This is a genomic window from Polaromonas sp. LjRoot131 (assembly GCF_964252805.1).
In the GTDB taxonomy this organism is placed as follows: domain Bacteria; phylum Pseudomonadota; class Gammaproteobacteria; order Burkholderiales; family Burkholderiaceae_C; genus Polaromonas.
In genome coordinates this window covers 404735-428450 of record NZ_CAXUPF020000001.1, presented here as the reverse complement: position 1 = coordinate 428450, position 23716 = coordinate 404735, and the positions used below count along the sequence as shown (strand labels likewise).

Sequence of the window (23716 nt, the reverse complement as noted above, 5' to 3'; positions counted from 1 at the left end):
TATCAGGCGGTGTGCGCGGTGGCCACCAGGCGCAGCCCGAGCAAGCCCATGGCGCCGGCGGCCGTGCGGTCCACCACGGCCTTGCTGCGCAAATAAGCGGCGCGCGGCACCGACGAAGACAGCACCACCGCCACCACGGCATACCAGCCGGTCTCCATCACGAGCACGCCGGCCAGCACCACCATGGCCGCGGCCAGGGGAAACTGCGCGGGCAGCAGCGCCGCGAAGACGCTGCTGTAGACCACCACGATCTTGGGATTGCTCAGCTGCGTCACCAGCCCCTGGCGAAACGATTGCAGCACCGTGCGACGCCCGGCGCCCGTGTCGCCGCCGCCCATCTCCAGCGGCTGGCGCGCGCCGCGCCAGATGTTGAAGGCGATCCACATCAGGTACAGGCCGCCGACGACCTTGAGCGCGGTGTAGACACCGGGCAAGGCGGCCAGCAGCGCCTGCAGCCCGGCCAGCGCCAGTGCGGCAAACACCAGCGCGCCCAGTCCCATGCCCAGCGCGGCGGCCAGCCCGTCGGCGCGCGAACGCGAGACCGCGATGCGCGCGACCTGCACAAAGCTGGGGCCGGGGCTGACAACGCCCGCGAGCAAGGCCAGGAAGATCAGGCCTATGGGGCCGAGGTAGGGGACGACGGAATCCATCATGTTCTTCTCTCTCCGCGAATTGATTGATGTTGTGAATCGATTCAGACGCCAAAGCCGTCGTCAGCCGCAATCACTGCGCCGTTCAGGAAATGACTCTCACCGCTCGCCAGCATCACCAGCAGCGCGTCCAGGTCCTGCGGCTTGCCGATGCGCTTGCGCGGCAGCATCTGCACCAGCTTCTTGCCCTGTTCGGTCTCCCAGTGGTGGTGGTTGATCTCGGTGTCAATATAGCCGGGGCAGATTGCGTTGACGTTGATGCCGAACTTGCCCCACTCCAGCGCCATGGCTTTGGTCATCTGCACCACGGCGGCCTTGCTCATGCAGTACACGCCGATCTGCGGCAGCACACGCAGCCCGGCCATGGAGGCGATGTTGATGATGCGCCCGCCGGCATAGTTGCCGGGCCCGGCGCCGCGCGAACGGGCCAGCATGCGCTTGCCGACCTCCTGCGCCACGAAGAAGGCGCCCTTCACATTGGTGTTGAAGACGAAGTCGTAGTCTTCCTCATCCACGTCCTGGATGCGCTGCGTATTGCTCACGCCCGAGTTGTTGACCAGGATGTCGATGGGGCCGACTTCGGTTTCGGCATGGGCCACGCCGGCCTTGATGCTGGCGTGGTCGGTCACGTCGAGTTCGACCACGTGCGCGTCGCCGCCGGCCGCCTCGATCTGCGCGCGCAGGTCCTTGAGTTTGTCCAGCCTGCGGCTGGCCAGCACCACCGCCGCACCGGCGCGGCTCAGCGTTTTGGCGAACTGGGCACCCAGCCCGCCCGAGGCGCCGGTCACGAGGGCGACACGCCCCGACAAATCAATGCTGTAAGCCATTAGAGGCTCCTCTCTCAATTTAAACCGCACAAAAGAGAACGACCGTTCGCATCGCGGCATTCGCGACATAAAATCCAACGCGAGACCGACAATCCTTCCTGAAAATCATTATCAGCGAGTCCCCGATGAATACCCAAGAAATTCTGGCCCAGTTCGGCCCCCGTGAGGCGATGGAATACGACGTGGTCGTGGTGGGCGGCGGCCCCGGCGGCCTGGCCACCGCCATTCGGCTCAAGCAGCTCGCGGCCGAAAAAGGCAAGGACATTTCCGTCGTGGTGCTCGAAAAGGGCTCCGAGCCCGGCGCCCACATCCTCTCGGGCGCGGTGATGGATCCGAAGGCGCTGACCGAACTGCTGCCCGACTGGAAAGCCCAGGGCGCGCCGCTGAACCAGCCCGTCACCGCTGACGAGGTGCTTTTCCTGACCGAGAAAGGCACCATCAAGACGCCCGACTTTTTTGTACCCGACTGCTTTCACAACGAAGGCAACTACGTCATCAGCCTGGGCAATGTGGTGCGCTGGCTGGCGCAGCAGGCCGAGGCGCTGGGCGTTGAAATCTTCCCGGGCTTCGCGGCCGCCGAAGTGCTCTACAACGAGGACGGCTCGGTCAAGGGCGTGGCCACCGGCAACCTCGGCATCGGCAAGGACGGCCAGCCCACCGACAACTTCCAGCTCGGCATGGAACTGCACGGCAAGTACACCGTGTTCGCCGAAGGTGCGCGCGGCCACCTGGGCCGCCAGCTGATCAACCGCTTCAAGCTTGACGAAGGCCGGGACCCGCAAGGCTACGCGCTCGGCGTCAAAGAGCTGTGGGAAATCGACCCGGCCAAACACAAGCCGGGCCTGGTCATCCACACCGCCGGCTGGCCCATGGACAGCCAGACCTACGGCGGCGGTTTCATGTACCACCTTGAGGACAACAAGGTCACGCTGGGCATGGTCACCGGCCTGGATTACAGCAACCCCTACCTGAGCCCATTTGAAGAAATGCAGCGCTGGAAGACCCACCCCAGCATCAAGCAGTACCTTGAAGGCGGCAAACGCATCAGCTACGGCGCGCGTGCCATCACCGCGGGCGGCGCGCTGAGCCTGCCCAAGACCGTGTTCCCGGGCGGCGCGCTGATCGGCTGCGAAGCCGGCTACCTCAATGCGGCCCGTATCAAGGGCAGCCACGCGGCCATCAAGTCCGGCATGCTGGCCGCAGAAGCCGCCTATGACGCCGTCACCACCGGCCGCCAGCACGACGAACTGGCCGCCTACCCCGAGGCCTATGCCAAGAGCTGGCTCGCCGCGGAACTCGACCAGTCGCGCAACTTCAAGTCCTGGTTCAAGAAGGGACTTTACGTCGGCGCCTTCATGACCGGCATCGAACATTGGCTGCTGCCCAAGCTGGGCTTCAAGAGCCCGCCCTGGACCATCCACAACAGCATTCCCGACTACGCCAAACTCAAGCCGGCCGCCGAGTGCACGCCCATCGTGTACCCCAAGCCCGACAACAAGATCACCTTCGATCGCCTGAGTTCGGTCTTTGTGTCCAACACCAACCACGAAGAACACCAGCCCGCGCACCTGACGCTCAAGGACGCGAGCGTGCCGGTCAACATCAACCTGGCCAAATACGCCGGCCCGGAAAGCCGCTACTGCCCGGCCGGCGTCTACGAGTTCGTGAAGAACCCCGACAACTCCGACCGCCTGCAGATCAATGCGCAGAACTGCGTGCACTGCAAGACCTGTGACATCAAGGATCCGACGCAAAACATCGTCTGGGTTACGCCCGAAGGCGGCGGCGGGCCCAACTACGCGGGCATGTAAACCAACCGGAGCGCTTCATCGAAAAGCCCTTCTCAACTTGAGAAGGGCTTTTTTTTTGCTCCGGATATCAGCGGCGCGGCGCGGCAGCCATCAAGGCCTGTCCCGCCGCAACAAGTGAGTTCGCCGGCCCCTTCTTGCCGAGCAGCGGGCCGTTCATATAAGCGCCGTCGATCAGCAGCACCAACTGGCTGGCCAGATCGTCGGGCTTGCGAACCCCCATCTTTTTTGCCATCACGGCCAGGCGGCGCAGCAGTTCCGTCTTGTTGCGCATGGAAACCGCGCGGGCGGGATGGCTTGGTTCCGGGAACTCGGTCGCTACATTGAGGAAGGGGCAGCCGCGGTATTTGGGTGCGGCGATGTGCTCGGCGATCCAGCGCAGATGCGCCTTCAGTTCCGCCTCGGCGTCCTCCGGCTCCTTCGCCGCGACGCGGTCCCAGTCCTCCCAGTATTCGGCGTCCTCGCGCTCGAGAAATGCCACCACAAGATCATCCTTGGTTGCGAAGTGCCGGTACAAGCTGGTCTTGGCGACGCCGGAGCGCTCGACCACCAGGTCGACGCCGACAGCCCTGACGCCCTCCCGGTAGAACAGCGTTGCCGCCGTCTCCAGCACACGGTCGCGCACGCTCAGACCACTCTGTTCGTTACCCACTTTATTGGCTACCGAAAGACTTTTTTTCACGATATTTCCTTTAAGAGCCGTTCACAAAACCCAGCGAAGCGGTCCTGGCTAGGCGCGTCGCCGCAGACAGTGCACCAGCACGGCAAGGCGGCGCAACAACGCCAGGAGGGATTTTTTGGACGGCTCCGCTTGACACGCTACAGATCTGTACTTTACATTATCCAAAACGATACAGATCTGTAGCGTTTTTGACAACAACTTCAACAAGGGGAATTCGTGATGACATCCAACAAGACAGTGGCCGTCTACGGCGCCTATGGACACACCGGGCGTTTCGTGGTTTCAGAATTACGCCGGCGCGGCTGGACGCCCATCCTCTCCGGACGCGATGCGGTGAAGCTGAACGCCTTTGCGGCGGATCACCCCAGGCTTGAGGTGCGCCCCGCATCGGTTGATGATCAGGCTTCGCTAGACCGCGCACTGGCGGGCGCGGCAGCCGTCATCAACTGCGCCGGCCCCTTTGCCAGCACTTCAGCCCCACTGATTGAAGCGGCCATGCGCGCGCGGATTCCCTACCTGGACGTCGCGGCGGAAATCGAAGCCAACATCGACACCTTCACCCTCTTCGCGGATCGCGCACGTGAAGCCGGCATCGTCGTCGTGCACGCGATGGCCTTCTACGGCGGCCTCGGTGACCTGCTGGCAACCGCGGCCATGGGCGACTGGACTTCAGCGGATGAAATCTCCATAGCCTACGGGCTTGACAGCTGGCGCCCGACGCCGGGGACCCTGGTCGCCGGGCAGGTGTCAAAACAGCGCCGGGACGGCCGCCGGGTCGTTTTCGCGAACGGAAAAATCGGCTACACCACAGCAGCAGCACCGACCGCTGAATGGACCTTTTCCGAGCCGCTGGGAAAACAACCGGTCGTCGCGGAATTCACCATGGCGGACACGGTGACGATCTCGCGCCACCTCAAGGTGCCCGAGATACGTTCCTACATGACGGCCACGGCCGTCAGGGACCTGACCGACCCGAACCCGCAGGCGCCCGTGGCCAGTGACGACAGCGGGCTGTCGCCGCAAACCTTTATGGTCGAAGTGCTCGCGCGCCGTGGCGGCGAGGAACGCCGCGCCATCGCCCGCGGACGGGACATCTACGGCTTCACCGCACCCCTGGTGGTCGAGGCCATGGCGCGTGTCCTCGGCGGCCAGGTCACAAGCACCGGTGTCCTGACCGCGGGTGAAGCCTTCGATGCGCGGGACTTCCTGGCATCGCTGTGCCCCACGCATCTTTCTCTCGAGATGCAATAGGTCTGACAGGTCTTCTTCCGGCTTTCCGCCAAAGCAGAAGAAGCCGGAAGAGCCCGCACGATTTTCCAAAGGCCGCATCCCGCATGCGGCCTTCGTCTTTCAGTCGCGTGCAAGCCACAGATACGCGGCACAAAGCCTGGAAACCTTTGTGACTTTCTGTCGGCGCGACAAGGCGCGCACTTCAGCGAGCGCACGGCATACGCCCCCGTCCACCGGCGATTTGCGCGCGCCATTCACAAGTGCTTACCGAACGATTCGACACGCTTTAAGGCCTGCGTCCCGGCATCCGACGCGCGCTTGCGGCTTACGCTGACACGCCTTCCACCCTCGCCACAAAGACACTGGGATTGTGCAGTTGCGGATGCGGCCGCGCCAATTCACCGGCGGCCAGCCGCCATGTGCCAGCGTTTTTTTGGCGCATCCACCCGCTGCCCTGCAGCTTCTTATTCGTTGATCCAATGACAAAAAACACCCCCAGCGTGCTGCTGACCGGCGGCGCAGGTTATATCGGAAGCCACACTTTTGTGGCCCTGGTGGAGGCCGGTTACCAACCGGTCATCCTCGACGATTTTTCGAACAGCCACCCCGCGGTGCTGGAGCGCCTTGAGCAACTCACGGGCCAGCGCGTGCCCTGCGAAAAAGGCAATGTGCTGGACACCGCCTTCGTGGCCGATGTGCTGCGGCGCCATCACTGTGTCGCCGCCGTGCACTTCGCAGGCTTCAAGGCGGTCGGCGAAAGCGTGCAGCAGCCCCTGATGTACTACCGCAACAACGTGAGCGGCCTGCTCAGCCTGCTGGAGGCCATGGCCGCCACCCCGGCATGCCGCTCTGTGGTGTTTTCCTCGAGCGCCACGGTCTATGGAGACCCGGCCAGCGTGCCGATTGACGAGCGCTTTCCCTGCGCACCCGAGAGCCCCTACGCGCAGAGCAAACTCATGTGTGAAAACATCCTGGCTTCGCTGCGCGCGTCGGACCCCTCCTGGCGCACCGGCGTGCTGCGCTACTTCAACCCGGTGGGTGCGCATCCCAGCGGCCTGATCGGCGAAGACCCGAACGGCATTCCCAACAACCTGATGCCTTTTGTGACCCAGGTGGCCGTGGGAAAACGCGCGCGCCTGCAAGTCTTCGGCAGCGACTACCCGACGCCCGACGGCACCGGCGTGCGCGACTACCTGCACGTGTCCGACCTGGCCGCCGGCCACGTGGCCGCCGTGCAGGCCCTGCTGGCCAAGGGCGAGAGCTTCACCGTGAACCTGGGCACCGGTGAAGGCACCAGCGTGCTGGGCGTGGTGCGCGCCTTTGAGCGCGCCAGCGGCCGGCCCATCCCGTTTGAATTCGCGCCGCGGCGCGCGGGCGACGTGGCGCAGTATTTTGCCGACGTGTCGCTGGCCCGCAAGCTGCTGGGCTGGCGCGCCACGTGCAGCATCGACGACATGTGCCGCGATTCCTGGCACTGGCAGCAACGCAACCCCGACGGCTACCGGACCTTGCCTTCCGGCAGCCCCGCCATGCATGCCCCGGCGCCTGTGCGCAATAGCCCGAACGGGCCCATCCGCCCAGCGGTCAGCGTGTAATACGCCGCGGCGCAGAACAGGTACTCCATGCACACAAAACACATCTGCTTTCACCAGCACAAACCGGGCCATGAGCCATTCGGACTATTGCCGATTGCTGCACTGCACAACAAACTCATCTCCTGCTTTGACAGAGGAGAAATTCATGCCTAAAGCCCTCATTACCGCCGCTTTGCTGGCCACCTGCATGGCTTCAGCATCGGCCTACTCCGACTCTTCCGACCAGCCGCCGCCGCAGCCGCTCGCCGCCAAGGCAAGCGCCGCCAAAAGCACGCACATGAAACTGCAGGCCGGCGCCGACTCGGTCAAGGTCCGCGCCGTCTACAGCCCAGACATACGCCCCAACCCGCCGCAGGCCTTCGCGGCCGATGATGGGCCGGAGGCCGGCGAGTCCGGCTGGCGCTCTTACGGCATGCTGCTGGCCACGCTGGCGCTGATGGGCGTGATCGCCGTGCGGCGCTTCAAGGCGGGAAGGCATTGAGCGTGAGCGTGAGCGGACTCGGCCGGCCCGGCGTCGCGGCGGTCAAATGGAGTGCGGCGTCCACGGTCGCCCGCTTCGCGCTGCAGTTGATGGCCCAGGTCGTCCTGGCCCGCACGCTGGGCCCGGACATCTTCGGTGTGTTCGCCATCGGCATGGTGGTGCTGACCTTTGCCACCTTTGTGTCCGGCTTCGGTTTCAGCTGGAGCCTGCTGCAACGCGAAACGCTCAGCGACGAAGACGTGCGCTTTGCCTGGACCTGGCAGCTCATCGTGGGCCTGGTGACAACACTGGCCGTCTACCTGCTGGCGCCCTTGCTGGCCCTTTATTTCCGCGAACCGCGCGCACTGGCCGTCATTGAATGGCTGTCGCTCGCCTGCCTGCTGGGCGCAGCCGCGCAGCCGGCCACCTACCTGCTGCAGCGCGACCTCAACTTCCGCGCCGTGGGCATGGTACAGGTGGGCAGCTACGCGGCGGGTTATATCGCGGTGGGCCTGCCGATGGCGCTGATGGGCCAGGGCGAAGCCTCGCTGGTGGCGGCCTGGCTCGTCCAAGTGGCGGTGCAGCTGGTGGCCAGCTATGCGCTCAAGCCCCACGCGATACGCCCGCTGTTCTGGTATGCCGATGCGCGCTCGGCCGTGGGCACCGGGCACACGGTGTTCTTCACCAACATCGTCAACTGGGTGCTCAACAACCTGGACCGCGTGCTGATCGGGCGCCTGCTCAATGCGCAAGCGCTGGGTCTCTACAACGTCGCCTACAACCTGGCCACCATGCCCAACACCTTGCTGCTGGGCGCGCTGCAGCCGGCTTTCCTGGCGGCCGGCGCGCGCCTGCAAAACGACTTGCCGCGGCTTGGCCGCGCCTACCTGCAGATGCTGGCCACCATCGTGGTGCTGGGCCTGCCGGCCTTTGTGACCCTGGCGGTTATTTCGCGCGACATCGTGCGCGTGCTCTACGGGCCGGCCTGGAGCGACGCGGCCTGGGTGCTGGGCGCGTTGTTCCTGTGCATGCCGGCTTACGTCATCTGGGGCCTGTCGACGCCGGTGCTGTGGAATACCGGGCGCAAACACTTTGAGTTCATGCTGCAGCTGCCGCTGGTCGTCGCCGGCGCGCTGGGCTTTTACCTGCTGGCCGGCCAGGGCATCCATATCGCCGCGGCCGTGGCGGGCGGGCTGCTGGTGCTGCGCGCGGCCGTCATAGCCACCGCGGCCTTTCGCGCGCTGGGCCTTCCCGCCGGCGCCCTGCTGCCGCACGCCTGGCGCGGCCTGCTGCTGAGTGCGCTCTGCGCGGGCGGCGCGCTGGCCGGGCAACATGTGGTCGCGAAATTCGGCATCCCCTTGCTGTCTCTGGCCGCCGGCGCACTCGCGGCCGGTGTGCTGCCGGCGCTGCTGCTGCTGCTGCGCCCGCAAGTACTGGGCCCGGACGCCTCCGACATGGTGATCCGCTTCCTGCCCGGTGCCGCGAAGTTCCTGCGCCGCCCCGGGGCCGACTCCGCCATGCCTGCGTCCCTGGGCGAACAGCATCCTTAAGGCCGCTCACCATGGACCAGCCCATCGTCATTTCAGTCCTCGTCGCCGGCGCCATCCTGGCGGCGCTCGTCGCCGCGCTGGGCATGGCGGGCGCGGTCCACGTGACCTCGCGCCGGGCGCAGGGTTACATGCACTTCATCTTCTACGCCATCCTGCTGATGGTGGCCATGGCCAACCTGCTTTCGGGCCGCGACCTCTCGAGCAGCAACATGAAGTTCGACGAAGTGGCCGTGTTCGTGCGCCATCCGCTGGTGTCGCTGATGCAGCCCATCGCCTCGCTGCTGCTGCTCACGCTGGCCGGCGAGCGCGTCATCACGCACTGGATACGCCGCGACAAGTCCGCGCAGGCGCCCTCCGCGCTGCTGGTGGCCTTCCTGCTCTTCTGGCTGGGCACCGTGGCCGCGCCGGCCCTGTTGGGCGCGCACCCGCATCTGTCGCACGACTACGTGTACCCGCTGGTCATAGGCTTCGCGGCCGTGCTGGCAACCGCCACTGAACGCGACCTTGCGTTCAGTGCTGCGCGCAATGCCCTGCTGCTTTTCATCGCCGCAGGCCTGTTGCTGATTCCCTTCAAGCCCAGCCTGGTGCTGGATGCCTCTTACACCCAGGGCCTGCTGCCGGGCGTGCCGCGCCTGGCGGGCCTGGCACCGCATGCCGTGTCGCTGGGCATGCTGGCGCAACTGGGCCTGCTATGCCTTCTCGCGCGCCCCCTGCAGCGCGTGTGGCTCAACCGCCTGGCCTGGGTCATGGGCCTGTTCGTGCTGTTCCTCGCGCAATCCAAGACGGCGTGGATTTCCTTCACGCTGTGCTCCGCCTGCATTCTCATCGTGCGCCAGGGGCCCAGCTTCATGCGCCGCGTGGGCGACCCGGTGCGGCCGGAGTTCGGCATCGTCTCGCTGCTGGTATTCATGGCCGCCGTCGTGGGCTTTGCCGCCCTGCTGATGTTCGGCGACATCGATGCCCGCTTGAGCAGTTTCTTTGACAGCGCCCAGGGCGCGCAGCTGGCGTCCATGACGGGACGCGACCAGATCTGGGCCATCGCCTATGACGAATGGCAGCGCAGCCCGGTCTTCGGTTATGGGCCGACCTTGTGGGACGCGACCTTCCGCGAAGCCATCGGCATGCCCAACGCGACCCACGCGCACAACCAGTTCATGGACACGCTGTCGCGCTCGGGAACGGTGGGCGCTGCTGCACTGGTGCTGTACGCGCTGGTGCTGCTGGTGCTGTCGATCCGCTACGCCCGCGCCAGCGGCGGCCTCACGCTGGCGCTGTTTGTGGCGCTGGTGCTGCGCGCCATCAGCGAGGTGCCGCTGCTGCTCTTCGGCTACGGCCCTGAATTGATTGCCCACGTACTGCTGCTGATGACGCTGGCCGCCGCCGTGCGCGAAGCCCGCGAGCGCAAACGCCGGCCGGCGAACACGCCGCCGGTGCCGCGCGCCGCATCGGCTTTTCCCCCGGGCCCCAGAGCCCCCCAACCTCCCTTGGCCGCCGCGCGGCTGCACCGATGAAGCCATGAAATTTTCCATCGTCATCCCGCTTTACAACAAGGCGCCTTACATCAGCGGCACGCTAGAGTCGGTGCTCGCGCAGACCTTCACCGATTTTGAGGTGATCGTGGTGGACGACGGCTCCACCGACGGCGGCGCGGAGCTCGTGAGTTTCATCACCGACCCGCGCGTGCGCCTGGTGCGCCAGGCCAACGCCGGCGTCTCGATGGCCCGCAACCACGGCATCGCGCTGGCGCGCGGCGAGTGGGTGGCGTTTCTCGACGCCGACGACTGGCACCACCCGGACTACCTCGCCACGCTGGTGTGGACACAGGCGCGCTGCCCCCAGGCCGACACCGTGGCCACCGACTACCTGCCGGTGCCCGACACCCTGGACATGTGGCCGCCGCGCTGGCCCGTCATGGAAGGCAGCCCGGACATTGAAGTCGTCACCGACCTGCCGCGGCGCTGGATGGCCTCGCCCACGCTGTGCACCAGCGCCGTTTCGGTACGGCGCACACGGCTGCTGGGGATGCAGCCCTGCTTTCCTCCCGGTGAATCGCATGGCGAAGACGTGGATCTGTGGTTCCGCCTGGCCGAGCAGGCGCCGGTGGCGCTGGCCCACACGCCGCTCATGGCTTACCGGCTCGCCGTGGAAGGCAGCCTCAGCAGTGGGCATGCGCCGCTGGCCATGCCGCCTTTTCTCGAGCGCATGGAGCAGCGCGCGCTTTCCGGCGCCATGCCGCCCGCGCGGCGCGGTTCGGCACTGTGGCTGGTGGCCCAGTACCAGCTCACGCTGGCGCGGCAGGCGCTGGCCGCCGGCAATCGTCGCGAAGGCTGGGCCTGGCTGATCAAGGCGCGCCGCGCCGCCGGTGGAAAGCGCTGGTGGCTGACGGCTGCCATGGCGCTCTTCATGCCGGGCCCGCTGGTCAGGAATTGGCAGCGCTGGCGCGTGCGCCGCACCGTCCATCCAGCCAGCCCCGCCGAGGCAGGATAAAAAATGAACCAGAAATTACCTCGCAAAATAACACCGCTCTGGCATTCGTGCCGGGTTTCGGTGGTCATCAAGGCCCTGAACGAGGAACAACGCATCCGGGCGACCATCGAAAGTGCGCTGCGCGCCGTCTCTGCCGTTGGCGGAGAGGTCATCCTGGCCGACTCCTGTTCGACGGATCGCACGGTGGAGCTGGCCTGCACGTATCCCATACGCATCGTCCAGCTGGCCAATCCCAATGAGCGCTGCTGCGGCGTCGGTCCGCAGCTCGGCTACCAGCATTCGCATGGCGACTTCATTTACATCCTCGATGGCGACATGCAGATGCAGGAGGGCTTTCTGGAGAAAGCCCTCGCCTTCCTGGAGGCGCATGAGGATGTTGCAGGCGTGGGCGGACGCGTGGTGGAGCAAAACACCGAGAGCCTCGAGTACATGGCGCGTGGAGAACGGGACTCCCCGCACCTGCGGCCGGGCAACGTGGACAGGCTCGACGGCGGCGGGCTTTACCGCCGCAGCGCCATCGAGGCGGCAGGCTATCTTTCCGACCGAAACCTTCACAGCTACGAAGAATTTGACCTGGCCATCAGGCTGCGCGCCCTCGGCTGGCGCCTCTGGCGTTTGCCGGTGGATGCTGTCAGTCACTTCGGGCACGACGCACCACCCTATCGCCTTTTGATGCGGCGCTGGAGTACCCGGTATATCTGCGGACTGGGTGAACTTGTCCGCGCGGCAGCGGGCAAGCCGCGCCTGCATCTGGCCTTGGAGGGATTGCGGGAATTGCGCCTGTACCTGGCAGTGCTCGGCTGGTGGGCTGTCATGGCGAGCCTGGTGTTCTGGCCGGTTTCCGCCTCCCTGCGCCTGGCATTTTTCTGCATCATCGCCACGGCGCCGGTGTTGCTGATGACCTGGCGAAAACGGTCCGCCACCAAGGCACTTTATTCAGTGGTTTCCTGGTGCTTCAATGCCGCGGGTCTCATACGCGGCCTGCTTCGCCCGCAGCGGCCGGCCCGCGAGGCCATCGCAAGCCGGATTGTCAAGGACTCGGTCATGACGCATCACCATGCAATCCAGGGGGCTGCCCATTGAAAGGCGAAACCCAGCAATTTGCCGGTGTGCAGATCCTGCGCTTTGCCGCGGCCATGCTGGTCGTGGTGATGCACATCACCCAGGCCATCTCCATGCACATCAGCGGCACAGGGCCCAGCCACTACTGGGGGGCGGGTTCCGCCGGGGTGGACATCTTTTTTGTGATCAGCGGCTTCGTCATGGCCATGTCGACCGCCTCGCTGCCGGCGGACGGGCCGGCGCGAATGGACGCGGCCTGGGTCTTCATGCGCCGCCGCCTGGTCAGGATCGCGCCGCTTTACTGGTTCTACACCCTGCTCAAGGTGGCCTTGTTGCTGGCCATGCCGGCGCTGGCCGCGCGCTCCTCGGTGGAGCCCGGTCACCTCGCCGCTTCGCTGTTCTTCATCCCCGGCATGAGTCCCTGGGGCCTGGTGCAGCCCACGCTGCCGGTCGGCTGGACCCTGAATTTTGAAATGCTGTTTTATGCGGTGTTCGCCGTGGCCATCGCCCTGGGCGCGCCGCGCATCCGGTTCTGCCTGGCGGCCTTTGGGCTGATCTTTGCGGCGGGGCTGCTGCTGCCGGAGTCGGTCGCGCTGAACTTCTACGCCCAGACCATCGTGTTCGAGTTCATCCTCGGCGCCTGCATCGCCCATGCCTTTTTGCATTTCCGCCGCCCCGGCCCGCTGGCGGGCCTGCTGGCGATGGCGGCCGGCGCGCTGTACATGTTCGCGCCGGACTGGGGCCACTCGGCCGACCGCTTCGCCACCTGGGGTTGCGGCGCCGCGCTCATCGTGCTGGGCGCCGTCTGGATGGAACCCTGGACCGTGCGCGCGCCGCTGGCTTCGCGCCTGTCCTTCCTGGGCGACGCCTCGTATTCGATCTACCTGTCGCACACCTTTGTGGTGCCGGCCGGCGTGCAGGCGCTCAAACGCCTGGGCGTGCAGGACAGCCTGGCCATCATGCTGGCCGTCGGCCTGGCCGTGGTCGTGGCGGGTTGCCTCTCCTATGTGTGGCTGGAGCGGCCCATGACCGCCTTCTTCAAGCGCGCCCTGTTCGGTGCGCCCAAGCTCTCTTACCAAACTCCCGGAAAGTAAATCATCTCCATGCGAACCGAATCGCTGCCACGTACCGCCATCCGCGAACGGGAAGGCCGCTACATCTACATCGCCTGCCCTTGGACGCCGCTGGGCGGCGGCATGTTCAAGGTGGCGGATTACCTGATCCAGGCCCAGGCCTCTTCGGCCAGCCTCGCCTCGGCGGAAGCCGCCGAACTGCGGCCGCTGGACACGCGCGGCGGCGCCAACGCCCTGTATTCCTTCTGGGTGCTCGCCACCGCGCTGGCCCGCATCGCGCGCGGCAGGCTCAGCGGCCGGCTGGCCGGCGTGCACGTCAACATGGCCGAGCGGCTGAGCCTGTTCCGCAAGGGCGCCGTCATCGCCGCCTGCCGCGCCCTGGGCGTGCCGGTGGTACTGCACCTGCATGCCGCGCAGCTGCACCATTTTTACCAGTCGCTGCCGCGCCCGCTGCGGGCGCTGACACGCTGGGTGTTCTCGCTGCCGGCCAGTGTCGTGGTGCTGGGCTCGGCCGCCCGGCGCTTTGTCATCGAGGAGCTGGGCGTGGCGCCCGAGCGCGTGGACATCGTCATCAACGGCGTGCCCGAACCCACCCATGCGCGCCGCGTCGCCGGTGACTCGGCCATGCAGCGTGTGCTGTTCGTGGGCAATCTGTCGGAGCGCAAGGGCGTGACCGACCTGCTGCAGGCGCTGGCCCTGCCCGGCCTTGACACGGCCCGCCTGGAGGTGACCCTGGCCGGCGGCGGCGACGTCGAGGCCTATGAAGCCAAGGCCCGGCAGTTGGGCATAGACAGCTTTGCGCGTTTTGCCGGATGGTCGGACCAGCAGCAGGTGGCACGCCTGATGGCACGCGCCGACGTGCTGGTTTTGCCGTCCTATGACGAAGGCCTGCCACTGGTGATCCTGGAGGCGCTGGCCAACGGCGTCGCGGTGGTGTGCAGTCCCGTCGGTGAAATACCGTCGGTGCTCAGCGACGGCGCCAATGCCTTATTTGTGCAACCCGGCGACGTGGCAGGCATCGCCGCCGGCCTGCGCCGCGTGCTGCAGGATGCGGAACTGCGCGCCGCGCTGGAGCGCAACGGCCGGGCGCTGTATGAGCAGACCTTTTCCATCGCGCATTTTTTCGCCAGCGTGGCCCATATCCACCAGCGCGATTTCGGCGTGGCCGGTCGGCCGCTGCGCCCCGCCGCGGCTTCACAGGAAGGCGTGGCATGATTCGCGACGCTGGCACCATTCCCAACGGCAGCCGCCTGGAGGCGGACGTCTGCGTGGTCGGCAGCGGCCCGGCGGGCATTGCGCTGGCACTCTCGCTCAGCGACCAGGGACATGCCGTGCTGCTGCTCGAGTCGGGCCAGTTGCAGGCGCATGCCCCCACGCAGGACCTGTACGAAGGCGAGGTGGCTGATGAGCAGCTGCACAGCCCGCCCGGCAAGTACCGGCAGCGGCGGCTGGGCGGCTCCTCGGCGATCTGGGGCGGGCGCTGCATGCCTTTCGACCCCATCGATTTTGAAACCCGCGCACACATTCCGCACAGCGGCTGGCCGCTGTCTTACGCCGACCTGCTGCCTTACTACCCGCGCGCCAACGCCCTGGCCGAGGCCGGGCGTTTTCTGTATGACGCGAATGAGGCACTCGAGCCGGGGACCGGTCCCCTGATCGCCGGCTTCGACAGCCCGCGCGTGCTCAGCAACGGCCTGGAGCGCTTTTCCTGCCCCACGCATTTCGGCAGCCGTTATGCCAAGCGGCTGGCGCTGGCGCCCACGCTCGAGGTGCTGACGGGCGCCAACTGCACCGCGCTGCGGCTGCAAACCGATGGCCAGGCGCTGCGCGAAATCGAAGTGCGCACGCTGGCCGGCACGCAATTTACCGTCGCCGCGCGCAACACGGTGCTGGCCACGGGCGGGCTTGAGACCGCACGGCTGTTACTGGCCTCGCGCGACGTGGCGCCGCAGGGCGTGGGCAACGCGCATGACGTGGTCGGCCGTTATTACATGTGCCACATCGCCGGCAACGTCGGCATGCTCACTGTGCACGGGCCGACGCGCGATGTGCGGCACGGCTATGAAATCTCACCTGAAGGCATTTACTGCCGGCGCCGCCTCTCGGTCGCGGCCAGCGAGCAGCGGCGCCTGGGCCTGGCCAATGCGGTGGCGCGCCTGCACTTCCCGCGCATCACCGACCCGGCGCACCGCAGCGGCGTGCTGTCGGGCCTGTTCCTGGCGCGCAAGATGATCAGCTACGAATACAGCAAACGCCTCAAAGATGGTGCGCCACCGACGGCCGGTGTCTATGCACGCCACCTGCTCAACGTCGTTGCCGACCCGCTGGACACCACCGCCTTCCTGGCGCACTGGCTGACAAAACGCACCCTGGCGGACCGTAAATTCCCCTCTGTGATCCTGCGCAACCGCAGCAACCGCTTCAGCCTGGAAGTGCACGGCGAGCAGATTCCCCAGGCCCACAGCCGGGTCACGCTGGCCGGCAGCGTCGATGCGCTGGGCATGCCTCGCATCAAGGTCGACTGGCGCTACAGCCGCGCCGACATCGACTCCGTAGGCGCGACCCTGGACGTGATGGCCCAGGAATTCGAGCGCAGCGGCAAGGCCCGCTTTGACTACAACCGCCACACGCTGGAAGAAGACCTGATGCGCTTCGGCGCCTACGGCGGCCACCACGTCGGCACGGCGCGCATGGGCACCGACCCGCGCACCAGCGTGGTCGACGCGGATTGCCGCGTGCATTCGGTGCGCAACCTGTTTGTCGCCGGCAGCGCGGCCTTCCCGACTTCGAGCCAGGCCAACCCGACCCTGACGCTGATCGCGCTGTCGCTGCGGCTGGGCGACTTCCTGTCGCGGCAGTTGCGCGCCGAACGCTCGCCCCTGCAGATGAAGGAGGCCGCATGAAAGTCCTGGTACTGGGCGCCTCCGGCCACATCGGCGCGCGCCTGCTCGAGATGCTGCAGGCCACGCCCTGGGCCGTGGCCACAGGGGCATCCCGCCACATGAAGAACACCGCAAGCTGGCTCGAACTCGACAGCCGCGACCCGCGCGAGCTGGCATCGGCGCTCAAAGGTTTTGATGCCGTGGTCAATTGCGTCGCGGGCGATGCGGCCTCCATCGCCGGCGGCGCGCGCGCGCTGGTGCAGGCCGCGCTGCAAGCCGACTGCCGGCGCATCGTGCACCTGAGCACCATGTCGGTCTACGGCCCTGCCGAGGGCAAGGTGCGCGAAGACGCGCCGCTGGATCCAGGCCTGGGCTGGTATGGCAAGGCCAAATGCGAAGCAGAGGCCGCCATGCACGACTTCGTGCAGCACGGCGGCGAGGCGGTGTTGCTTCGGCCCGGCTGCGTCTTCGGCCCCGGCAGCCAGCTGTGGGTGGGGCGCATAGGCCGGTGGCTGCAGGCCGGCCGCCTGGGCGACCTCGGCATTGCGGGCGACGGCTGGGCCAACCTGGTCCACGTCGACGACGTCTGCCAGGCCCTGCTGATGGCGCTGCAACTGCCGGCAGTGCCGGGCGAGATGCCGGTGTTCAACCTGGCGGCACCCGACAGCCCGCGCTGGAACGAGTACTTTGTGGACCTGGCCCTGGCAATCAAGGCAACACCCGTGCGCCGCCTGGGCCGGCGTCGGCTCCAGCTTGACGCCTGGCTTTGCGGCCCTCCGCTCAAGGCGGCCGAGCTGACCCTGAGGCGGCTGGGCGGCCACGGCCTGAAGCTGCCCGACGCCCTGCCGCCCGGCCTGCTGGGCCTGTGGTCGCAACACATACACCTGGACACGCAGGCGGCCACGGAGCAGCTGGGCGTGCAATGGACCCCTTACGCCGACGGCCTGCGCGATTCCGCCTTGTGGTTTTGCGCACCCGCCGCCAGCCAAGCCACGATGGACAACATGATATGCACGCCCTGAAAGCCGACACCTACCGAAAGTTCGGGAAAACCGACACCCAGTCCACCCTCAAGGCCGCGCTGCTGGACCCGGCGTTTCGCGCGCTCGCCTGCCTGCGCTTATGCCAGGCCGCGCAGCAACTCCCGTCCAGCTGGCGCTGGCTGGCCGTGCTGCCCGCGCGGCTGCTTTATCGCCTGGTGAGCCAGCTGGCCGGCATCGAAATTCCCTGGCGCACCCAGATCGCCCCGGGGTTGGCACTCACCCACGGGCGCGGCATCGTCGTCAACGCCGGCGCCCGCATAGGCCGCAACGTCACGCTGTTCCACGGCGTCACACTGGGCCAGCGCGACCATATTGATGCGCAGGGCCGCAGGCACACCCTGTACCCGGTGATCGAAGACGAGGTCTGGATAGGCCCGCACGCCATCATCGTGGGCGGTGTCACAGTGGGAAAAGGCAGCCGCGTTGCCGGCGGCGCCTACGTGTTCGAAGACGTGCCGCCCTATTCGGTGGTGCTGGGCAATCCCGGGAAAATCGTCAGGCGCGACTGCACGCCTGATGTGGACAACCGGTATGACGAGGAAGACATTCCCGTGGCCCAGGCCGCCCATTCGGCGGCGGTGGCCGACACCCACATCAACGCCGGTTGATCAACGTCGACTGTTGGATGCCAGCCGCAGTGCCCTTGTGAGAAACAAGGGGTTGCCGACCACGTAGCGCTGGAACAGCCGGCGCGGCTCAAGCGCGAGGCGGAACACCCACTCCAGCCCGGCCCGGCGCATCCACAGCGGCGCGCGCGGCGTCTTGCCGCCCAGGAAATCAATGATGGCGCCGCCGCAGACGATCAGGCAGGGAAAGCCCAGCACGCTGCGCAGCTGGGCCGCGACTTCCTCCTGCCGCGGCATGCCCATGCCGAGCACGATCAGCGCCGGACGGTGCTCCGCTGCCAGCAGGGCGTAGGCATGCACGTCGAGAAAACCGTGGGCCTGTATGACTTCGCTGTGCGGGGCAAGCTCCTCGCGCACACGCTGCGAGGCTTTTTCGAGGTAAGGCTCGCGCGTGCCGAACAGCGCGATGCCGCGACCGTCGAACGCGCGTATCAGCTGCGGAATCAGGTCGGTACCGTTGAGGTTGAGGCCGGGCTCCATGCGCAGCAGCTTGAACAGCGTGGCCATGCCCGAACCGTCCCTGAGCACCCTGTCGGCCGACTGCATCGCGTCAAAAAAAGGCGCCGACACCGCCATGGAATTCATCGCGTGCGCATTCGCGAACGCCAGCACCGACGGCGCGCGGGGCTGGCTTAACTCGGCCAGCAAGGCCTGTCCCTGGGCGGGGCTTTGCACCCGCTCTATCTTCTCCAGCAGCAGCGACCAGCGCCCACGCCAGTCGGTCGGCCTGCCAGCGGCGGGATTCAGCATGAAACTCTCCGTTCGCGGGACCGCGCCGTGAGAAAATCAGGCCCATGGCCAAAGCACTTTCCCTTGAAAATTTCCAGCGCACCATTCGCATCCTCGCGGCGCTGACGGTCGCCATGAGCGCCGCGGTGCTGTACGTGGGCGGCGCCCAGCCGGTGGCGGTGGGCCTCTTTCCCGCGCCCTGGGACAAGCTGGCCCACCTGCTGACCTTTGCCGTGGTCGGCATGGCCGCCGGCCTGGCCGGCGGCATGCGCGGCTGGCGCATGGCCTTGTGCTGCCTCGCAGGCGCCCTGCTTGTCGGCGGCATGGATGAGGTGCACCAGGCCTTCCTGCCGGGCCGTACCGCGAGCTGGGCCGACCTGGCCGCCGACGCGGCAGGCGGCCTGCTCGGCGCGGCGGTGCTGGCTGCGGCGGACCGCCTCTCGGGCGGACGCCTCCTGCATCGCCTCAAGCATCATTAAGCACCGAGCCCACCATCGCGACGCCGAACTCGCGCAGGCTGTGCGTGAAGCGCGTCATCTGCGGCACCGAGCTGGTGTTCTGCCGCGCCACCACCAGCGCGGCGCCCGCGCGCACCGCCACGGTGTGGGCGTCGGCGCACTCGCTGGCCGGGGGCGTGTCGATGATGATGATGTCGAAGTCCTGTCCCAGTGATTGCAGCAGCCTGGAAAACTCCTGCCGGCCCAGCAACTCCTGCGGATTCGGCGGAATGACGCCGGCCGGCAGCACCGACAGGTCCTGCAGCGCCGCGACGCTGACCACGGCCTCCAGGCCGGCGCGGCCGGCCAGCATGTCCGACAGGCCCGCACCCTTGCCGAGGTTGAACAGCAGGTGCTGGCGCGGCGCCCGCATGTCGGCGTCGATCAGCAAGGTGCGCAGGCCTAGCTGCGAAAACACGATGGCCAGGTTGGCCGAGATGTAGCTGCGCCCTTCCCGTGAGCCTGCGCTGACGATGGCCAGGCCGCGGCGGTCCGGGCCGGTGTCGAACCAGCGCAACATCAGCTGGCTGCGCAGCGCCCGCAGCTGCTCCACGGGCTGGCTGTTCGGGTGGTGGGCCGCCACGAGTTCGCGGCTCAGATTGCTTTCGCGGGCCAGGTAGGGATAGTCGAACTGCACCGACAGCGCATAACGCACGTCATCGTCGGTCAGCAGCCCCAGCGCCTTGCCGGAGTCACCGAAGCGGGCGCCGCGGTCCTTCTGGAAATGCACGATGCGCTCGGCGTCGAGCGGCGAGAGCCGGCCGGCATCGACCAGGATGGCGCCTATGGAGCGCGCAGAACCGGTGGCCGGCTTGCTGGGCACCGTCAGGGGAACGGGGCGCGCCACCGCCTGGTTGTTGTTTCGGTTCATGTCTATCCTCCCAAACCCAGCGCCAGCCGGCGCGGACCACTGAGCCGGGTGTTGCCCGTGCTCGAAGAAATGCTGGCCAGCACCGGCAGGTCCAGCATCTGGACCAGGTCCTCGGCGGAGCGCACGCGGCGGTTGGTGAGCTCCAGCAGCAAGGCGCAGGCGATGCCCAATAGCGTCCCGCCAAACGCGGCGACCAGCAGGTTAACCAGCAAGCGGGGGCTGGACGGCGTCACCGGCGGTGTCGCCACGTTGAGGCGCACCACATTGGTCTGGTTGGTCAGGCTTTGCAGGCGCGTCTGCGAGGCGCTCTGGCTCACGGTTTCGTAAGCGCGCTGTGCCGACTCGACGTCGCGGCGGTAGACGTTGAGTTCGTCGCGCTGCTTGTTGATGGCCAGCACGCGGGCTTTCTGCGCGCCGACGGCTCCCTGCAGTTCGCGTTCGCGGTCCTTGCCGACGCGGTAGGTGGTTTCGATGGAAGCGTTGATGCGCGCGGTTTCGCTGGCCAGCCGGCTCTTGAGCGCGGCCAGTTCAGACTCGGCGCGCTGGCGCTCGGGATGGTTCTCCCCGAGGCGCACGCCGATCTCCTGCACCTTGGCTTCCTGCCGCGCCACGTCGGCCTTCAGGCCGTTGATCAGCGGGCTTTGCATCACCTCGGCGATGGTGTCGCCGCGCGAGCCGCGCTTGCTCTGGCTGTCGGTGGTGTCGCCCTGCACGGTCGTGAGCTGCGAGGACAGCTCCGCCAGCTTGGTGGTTTCATAGTCCACTCGCTCGTCGCTGCTGACGATGCCGGCCTTTTGCTGGTATTCGGACAGGCGGGCCTGGGCTTCCTCGAGCTTGGCGCGCGAGGCCTTGGTCTGCTCGTCAAACCATTCCGCGTAGATGCGGGCGGGTTCGGTCTTCAGCGCCAGGTTGATGTCCAGGTAGGCCTGGGCAAAGGCGTTGGCGACGTTGGCGGACTCTTCGGGCTCGCTGCCCTTGTAGGTGATGTTGATCACATTGCTTTCACGCGCGGGCCGCACGTCCAGCCGCTTCTGCAGCGAATCCGCGATCCAGCCTTCCAGCGTGCCGCGGCCCTCCGTTGCTTCCAGCCAGCGCTCCTTGGTGCGCGGGTTTTCGTCGAGCTTGAGCATCTTCACGACGCGCTGCGCCACGCGGTCGCCGCCGATGATGTCCACCTGCGTGGCCATGTAGCTGGGCGCTACCACGCCCTGCAAGGGCGCGCCGCCGGCCACCGGGTCGGGCGTACGAATGTCGACAAGCACGGCGGTCTGCGCCGTGTATTTTTTCGGCAGCACCAGGCTGATCGCCAGCGCCGCCGAAATGGCCAGCAGGATCACCAGCAGGGCCACGGCGTAGCGGGCGCGCAGGATCAGTAAAAATTGATGGAGTGTCATGGCTTTCCAGTCATGGCTGTTAGAAAAGGCTTTCACGGACGTAGATCACGTCCTCGGGGCGTATCGGGTCGTTCAGGTTCGGCGTGATTTCCACGACCTTGCCCGAGGCGTCGCGGCGATGCAGCTTCAGGCGGTTCTGGCTGCCGCGCACCGTGGGGCCGCCGCCCTGGGCCAGCGCCTGCATCACCGTCATGCCGCGCTCGATGCGGTAGGGGCCGGGGCGCTGCGCCTCGCCGTAGATGTAGAACATGGGCGCCTTGTTGACGTACAGGGTGTCCCCGCCGGTCACCACAATGTCCTCGTCCGACTTGGCGTTAAGAAACAGCCCCGGGATGTCGATGACCTTGCGGAAGGGCTTGCCGTCGCGCTGGCCGGTGAGGATCAGCACGTCGTCGCCGGTCGCGGTGGTGCCGCCGGCGGCGGCCAGCATGTCGCTGACGCGGGTGTTGAAGGTCTCCAGCGGGAAGCGGCCGGGCCGGCTCACCTGCCCCAGCACCGCCACCTGGTTGCCGCGCACCTGGCGCAGCACGATGTTGACCTGCGGCACCTTGACGAAGCCGCCGCTGCGCAGCGCGTCGCCGATCTTCTTTTCGGCCTCGGCGATGGTCAGCCCGCCGAGCTGCACGCTGCCCACCAGCGGGTAGCTGATCACGCCGCTTTCGGACACCCGCGCGTCGATGGAAAGGTCCGGGCTCTGGTAGACCTGCACGCCGATCGCGTCGCCGGCGCCCAGCCGGTAGTCCTGGCTGTTGGGCAAGGCGGGCGTGGCCGCCACCGAAGGCGGCGCCACCGGCGTCGCCGTTGCCGCGGCCTGCACGGAAGGAGGCGCCGCGGGCGGCGGCGGTGCCGCCGGGGCGGTTTGCGCCCACAGCGGCGCGGCCAGCAACGCGCACCACAACGGGGCCAGAAGGTATCGGGTCAGGGGTTTGAGCATCAACGGGTTCATCTTGTGGCCTCTCGGGAAAGCGTGGATTCAGGAAAATTCAAAAACAAAAAGGGCCGGCCATGGGAAGCTCTCATCAAAAGCTGGCGTCGGCCGACAGACCGAAGGAATTGCTCTTGTAGTCAAAACCCGGTTCATTCGACTTGCGCCTGTCGCTCTGCATCGACGCTGTCAGCTTGAGCGCGCGCATCGCCTGCCATTCCAGCGCCAGCGACAGCAGGTTGGTGGTGTCGCGGCGGCTGCTTGCCGCGAAGCCCGGCAGGGGGCCCTTGAAGTCGCGCGCGCCATGGTCGTAACGCAGGCGCACCGCGGTTTTTTCGGTGGGCTTCCAGGTCGGGGCGATGAAGAAGCGGTAGCCCTCGTAGTAGCTGGCGGTGGTGGTCTGGTAGCTCGCCAGCTCGCGCACCAGGCCGCCGGCCAGCGTGGTTTTGGGCGTGATGAACCAGGCGGCGTCAAGCTGGCCGGTCACGCCCGAGAAGTCGCGCGCCCCCAGGCCGTCGTGGTTGCGGTCCAGGTGCGCCACCTTGGCCCGCAGCGTGGTCTTGGCAGTGGGCGCCCAGTCAAAACGGAACTCATGCTCGCGGTCGGTGAAGTTGCCGGCGAAGCCCGGCGACAGGAAGCGGCCCGGGTACTCGCCCTTGCCTTCCCTGAAGCGGTAGGCCATGGAGGTGCCGGACGGGTAGACATAACGCACGCCGCCCTCGGCGCCGTGGATCTTGGTGTCGCCCTCGAAGGTGTTGGGCTGGCTGTTGGTGCTGGTGCGCTCGAACAGCCCGCCCACCAGGCGCCAAGCGCCGTCGAGTTCGTATTCCGCGTCAAAAATCGTGGAGCGGTTGGTCCGGCGGTTGATCTGGCCCGTGCCCTGCACGTCGGCATAGGTATCGACATACTCGCGGCTGTCGCTCGTCAGGTTGCCGTGCAGTGCCGGTGTGAAGCTCCAGCGCCAGGCGGCCGCGTAGTTCACCGCCGTGAAATCCAGGTAAGAAAAGCGGCTGTAGTGGTGGTCTTCAATATTGGCGTCGAACTCAAAACGCTGCAGCCCAAAGGGTTTGTTGATCTTGAAGCCCGCCGTCGTCACCGACACGTTGTCGTCGCGCTCCGGCCTTCCGAGCAGGGCCTGCGTGTTGGCGGAGTCGGACAGCCGAAAGACATTGCTGTCGTGCGTGATGCTTTGCCCCAGCCGGAACTGCAGCGTGTCCAGGTCGTCGGCCTGCGCGGCGAGCGGAAACAGGCCCAGCAGCAGGAAAGGAATCGGGAGGAGTTTGCGATGGGAACTCAAGAAATGGGGGGCCTTCGCGCCGGAAACG

General features: G+C 66.8%; 22 protein-coding genes. 14 read left to right on the top strand and 8 right to left on the bottom strand.

The window, feature by feature from the left end:
- Positions 1–2: 2 nt before the first annotated feature.
- Together ACSQ27_RS02035 and ACSQ27_RS02030 are read right to left on the bottom strand one after the other, a co-directional pair.
- A complete protein-coding gene (locus ACSQ27_RS02035) occupies positions 3–653 on the bottom strand; it encodes a LysE family translocator (RefSeq protein WP_436153816.1) in 651 nt (216 codons plus the stop codon).
- Positions 654–694: 41 nt separating this feature from the next.
- Entirely contained in the window at positions 695–1477 is a 783-nt protein-coding gene (locus tag ACSQ27_RS02030) for an SDR family oxidoreductase (RefSeq protein ID WP_436153815.1), read from the bottom strand.
- A 125-nt stretch (positions 1478–1602) separates the two neighbouring features.
- On the opposite strand from ACSQ27_RS02030, the gene ACSQ27_RS02025 reads away from it, so the two are divergent.
- Positions 1603–3288 (top strand): electron transfer flavoprotein-ubiquinone oxidoreductase, encoded by a 1686-nt coding sequence (locus ACSQ27_RS02025; protein ID WP_436153814.1) that lies wholly within the window; start codon positions 1603–1605, stop codon positions 3286–3288.
- 67 nt (positions 3289–3355) lie between these two features.
- Here ACSQ27_RS02025 and ACSQ27_RS02020 read toward each other — a convergent pair whose 3' ends face one another.
- Positions 3356–3967, bottom strand: coding sequence for a TetR/AcrR family transcriptional regulator (locus tag ACSQ27_RS02020; RefSeq protein ID WP_436153813.1), 612 nt, complete (start codon positions 3965–3967; stop codon positions 3356–3358).
- A 219-nt stretch (positions 3968–4186) separates the two neighbouring features.
- On the opposite strand from ACSQ27_RS02020, the gene ACSQ27_RS02015 reads away from it, so the two are divergent.
- From ACSQ27_RS02015 to ACSQ27_RS01960, 12 genes are all read left to right on the top strand, one after another.
- Positions 4187–5218: a saccharopine dehydrogenase family protein gene (locus ACSQ27_RS02015; RefSeq protein ID WP_436153812.1), complete on the top strand. Its 1032-nt coding sequence runs from the start codon at positions 4187–4189 to the stop codon at positions 5216–5218.
- A gap of 458 nt (positions 5219–5676) precedes the next feature.
- Positions 5677–6792, top strand: a complete 1116-nt coding sequence (galE, locus tag ACSQ27_RS02010) for a UDP-glucose 4-epimerase GalE (protein WP_436153811.1) — start codon at positions 5677–5679, stop codon at positions 6790–6792.
- Positions 6793–6937: 145 nt separating this feature from the next.
- A complete protein-coding gene (locus ACSQ27_RS02005) occupies positions 6938–7273 on the top strand; it encodes a hypothetical protein (protein WP_436153810.1) in 336 nt (111 codons plus the stop codon).
- A 2-nt stretch (positions 7274–7275) separates the two neighbouring features.
- Complete coding sequence (locus ACSQ27_RS02000; RefSeq protein ID WP_436153809.1) at positions 7276–8802, top strand: lipopolysaccharide biosynthesis protein; 1527 nt, start codon at positions 7276–7278, stop codon at positions 8800–8802.
- A gap of 11 nt (positions 8803–8813) precedes the next feature.
- Complete coding sequence (locus tag ACSQ27_RS01995) at positions 8814–10313, top strand: O-antigen ligase family protein (RefSeq protein WP_436153808.1); 1500 nt, start codon at positions 8814–8816, stop codon at positions 10311–10313.
- 4 nt (positions 10314–10317) lie between these two features.
- Positions 10318–11289, top strand: coding sequence for a glycosyltransferase family 2 protein (locus ACSQ27_RS01990; RefSeq protein ID WP_436153807.1), 972 nt, complete (start codon positions 10318–10320; stop codon positions 11287–11289).
- 3 nt (positions 11290–11292) lie between these two features.
- On the top strand, positions 11293–12372 hold the full coding sequence (locus tag ACSQ27_RS01985) for a glycosyltransferase family 2 protein (RefSeq protein WP_436153806.1): 1080 nt from the start codon (positions 11293–11295) through the stop codon (positions 12370–12372).
- Positions 12369–13445 (top strand): acyltransferase family protein, encoded by a 1077-nt coding sequence (locus ACSQ27_RS01980; RefSeq protein ID WP_436153805.1) that lies wholly within the window; start codon positions 12369–12371, stop codon positions 13443–13445. The genes ACSQ27_RS01985 and ACSQ27_RS01980 overlap by 4 nt, the downstream gene beginning before the upstream one ends.
- A 9-nt stretch (positions 13446–13454) precedes the next feature.
- Complete coding sequence (locus tag ACSQ27_RS01975) at positions 13455–14639, top strand: glycosyltransferase family 4 protein (RefSeq protein ID WP_436153804.1); 1185 nt, start codon at positions 13455–13457, stop codon at positions 14637–14639.
- Positions 14636–16327, top strand: coding sequence for an FAD-dependent oxidoreductase (locus tag ACSQ27_RS01970; protein ID WP_436153803.1), 1692 nt, complete (start codon positions 14636–14638; stop codon positions 16325–16327). The genes ACSQ27_RS01975 and ACSQ27_RS01970 overlap by 4 nt, the downstream gene beginning before the upstream one ends.
- The gene (locus ACSQ27_RS01965) at positions 16324–17328 is read left to right on the top strand and encodes an NAD-dependent epimerase/dehydratase family protein (RefSeq protein WP_436153802.1); all 1005 of its coding nucleotides are present in this window, start codon (positions 16324–16326) and stop codon (positions 17326–17328) included. Before ACSQ27_RS01970 ends, ACSQ27_RS01965 begins: the two co-directional genes overlap by 4 nt.
- The gene (locus ACSQ27_RS01960; RefSeq protein WP_436153801.1) at positions 17316–17957 is read left to right on the top strand and encodes a serine O-acetyltransferase; all 642 of its coding nucleotides are present in this window, start codon (positions 17316–17318) and stop codon (positions 17955–17957) included. The genes ACSQ27_RS01965 and ACSQ27_RS01960 overlap by 13 nt, the downstream gene beginning before the upstream one ends.
- Here the strand turns inward: ACSQ27_RS01960 and ACSQ27_RS01955 are convergent, their stop codons facing one another.
- Positions 17958–18725 carry a WecB/TagA/CpsF family glycosyltransferase gene (locus ACSQ27_RS01955; RefSeq protein ID WP_436153800.1) on the bottom strand — a complete coding sequence of 256 codons (768 nt, stop codon included), beginning with the start codon at positions 18723–18725 and terminating at the stop codon, positions 17958–17960.
- Positions 18726–18769: 44 nt separating this feature from the next.
- On the opposite strand from ACSQ27_RS01955, the gene ACSQ27_RS01950 reads away from it, so the two are divergent.
- On the top strand, positions 18770–19183 hold the full coding sequence (locus ACSQ27_RS01950; protein ID WP_436153799.1) for a VanZ family protein: 414 nt from the start codon (positions 18770–18772) through the stop codon (positions 19181–19183).
- On the opposite strand, the gene epsG is transcribed toward ACSQ27_RS01950, so the two are convergent.
- From epsG to epsL, 4 genes are all read right to left on the bottom strand, one after another.
- Positions 19170–20072, bottom strand: coding sequence for a chain length determinant protein tyrosine kinase EpsG (gene epsG / locus ACSQ27_RS01945; RefSeq protein ID WP_436153798.1), 903 nt, complete (start codon positions 20070–20072; stop codon positions 19170–19172). The two genes, ACSQ27_RS01950 and epsG, sit on opposite strands and share 14 nt — an antisense overlap.
- A 2-nt stretch (positions 20073–20074) precedes the next feature.
- On the bottom strand, positions 20075–21466 hold the full coding sequence (gene epsF / locus ACSQ27_RS01940; protein WP_436153797.1) for a chain length determinant protein EpsF: 1392 nt from the start codon (positions 21464–21466) through the stop codon (positions 20075–20077).
- A gap of 19 nt (positions 21467–21485) precedes the next feature.
- Positions 21486–22412: a polysaccharide export protein EpsE gene (gene epsE, locus ACSQ27_RS01935; protein WP_436153796.1), complete on the bottom strand. Its 927-nt coding sequence runs from the start codon at positions 22410–22412 to the stop codon at positions 21486–21488.
- Positions 22413–22485: 73 nt separating this feature from the next.
- Positions 22486–23688, bottom strand: a complete 1203-nt coding sequence (epsL, locus tag ACSQ27_RS01930; protein ID WP_436153795.1) for an XrtB/PEP-CTERM-associated polysaccharide biosynthesis outer membrane protein EpsL — start codon at positions 23686–23688, stop codon at positions 22486–22488.
- Positions 23689–23716 lie beyond the last annotated feature (28 nt).